This is a genomic window from Anaerosporobacter sp., assembly GCF_965301125.1.
Map to the genome: position 1 here is coordinate 1 of NZ_CBDLAM010000174.1, position 2,155 is coordinate 2,155.

General features: G+C 34.4%; 1 protein-coding gene. It reads right to left on the reverse strand.

Features of this window, described 5'->3' with window-relative positions; genetic code table 11:
• Positions 1–333: 333 nt before the first annotated feature.
• Positions 334–2,004 carry a 2-isopropylmalate synthase gene (gene leuA / locus ACW2QF_RS15650; protein ID WP_455716944.1) on the reverse strand — a complete coding sequence of 557 codons (1,671 nt, stop codon included), beginning with the start codon at positions 2,002–2,004 and terminating at the stop codon, positions 334–336.
• Positions 2,005–2,155: the final 151 nt, after the last annotated feature.

Genomic DNA, 2,155 nt, shown 5'->3' on the forward strand with positions numbered 1-2,155 from the left:
TTATCATTATCCTCCAAATTGTTTTTCAAACCATCCAAAAAATTATAGCATTTTTATACATTCAAGGCAATCCACGCCGAATTTTATAACACATTTAATGTAACAAAAAAATCTATACACTATATACAATCAATATCCAACTAACTTACATATGTGGAATCGATATGTACATAATGTATAGATTCCTCTATACTAGTATTATCCTATTTTACCTATTTTAATAACAAATTGACTTTTTTCATGTATTCTTCCACTTGAGACGTAAGATTCTTAATTATTTCTTAATCTATCTTACGAATTTTAGTATCTAATGGATTAAGTCTCTTATGGATACTAGTTAAATCTCAAACGATTGATTGAACTAAAGATAGCACGAATAGACGCTCTCGTGATGTTTGAACTTAAGCCTACACCAAAAGTAGCTTTGTTGTTTTCCTGATCAAGCATATGAATATAGGCTGCAGCATGTGCATTGGAACCTTCTCTTAACGCATGTTCCGAATAATCCAATACTTTAATCTTGATTCCTAAAGAGTCTTGAATTGCCCTTTGTACTGCATCAATAGGACCATTTCCGTAATCTTCCACTACTTTTTCTTCCCCGTTGTTTGTATAAGTTAATACTACTTTTGTGTCAAAGTCATTATCTTCATCTGAGACATCTTCTATCTTACAACGTTTGAAGTGAAGCGGTTCTTTCTTATCAAGATATTCCTTCTTGAATTCTTCCATGATTTGATCTGGCGCCACTTCTCCTTGTTTCTCAGAAATCTTCTGAATAACATCTGCAAATTCCTTATGCATACCTTTTGGTAATTTGTATCCAAAATACGTATCCATAACGAACGCCACTCCGCCTTTACCCGATTGACTATTAATACGAACTATAGGTTCATATTCTCTACCAATATCGCTCGGATCAATTGGAAGATATGGAACTTGCCATATCTGGCTGTTTCTATCTTTCATAGCCTTAACGCCCTTATTAATAGCATCTTGGTGTGAACCGGAGAAAGCAGTAAATACTAATTTACCAACATATGGGTGTCTAGCATGAATCGGAAGTTTACAGCATCTTTCATAGACTTCAGCAATTTCATTGATGTGAGTAAGTTCAAGCTCTGGATTAATTCCTTGTGAGAACATATTATAAGCGATATTCACGATATCTACATTACCTGTTCTCTCGCCATTACCAAATAATGTTCCTTCTACACGATCTGCACCACCAAGTAATGCAAGTTCTGCACAGGCTACCCCTGTCCCACGATCATTATGAGGGTGAACACTAAGTATAATATTCTCTCTATCTTTAAAATGGCGGCTCATCCATTCAATTTGATCTGCGTACACATTAGGTGTATTCATCTCCACTGTCGATGGTAAATTAAATATAATCTTATTATCACTTGAAGGCTGCCATATTTCTTGAACTGCCGTACAAATGTCTAATGCAAAATCAAGTTCTGTACCTGTGAAACTTTCTGGTGAGTACTCTAAAATAATCCTACCAGGGAAATCTTTCGCATACTCTTTAACCAACTTCGTACCTTCAACTGCGATTTGTTTGATTTCTTCTCTCGATTTACCAAAAACAACATCACGTTGTAGAGTTGAAGTGGAATTATAAATATGTACTATTGCTGTTTTAACACCTTCCAATGCTTCAAATGTACGTTTGATTAAATGTTCTCTACACTGTACTAACACCTGAACACATACATCATCTGGTATTAATTTTCGATCTACTAATTGTCTCAAGAAGTCAAACTCAATCTGAGAAGCAGAAGGGAATCCAACTTCAATTTCTTTAAAACCTAATTTAACAAGCATAGAAAAGAATTCAATCTTTTCTTCAACAACCATAGGCTCAATTAATGCTTGATTACCATCACGTAAATCTACACTACACCAAATCGGAGCCTTTTGAATCTCTTTATTGGGCCACTCACGCTCAGGATAATCCACAACAGGTACTCTTTGATATTTCTTATAATTCAACATAATATATTCCTCCTAGATTTAGAATTTTATTTACATTTAGCTTCGTATCATTCTAAACTACAGAGTCGATAAATCACGCTATAGCGCTTGATTATAAATAACTTTGCTTTGTCTACTCTAGCCCCATCCTTATCATTCCTTTTCTATATAT

Bases quoted from the DNA above. Each gene is read 5' to 3' on its own strand.
- leuA (WP_455716944.1), bottom strand. From the start codon at position 2,004: ATGTTGAATTATAAGAAATATCAAAGAGTACCTGTTGTGGATTATCCT.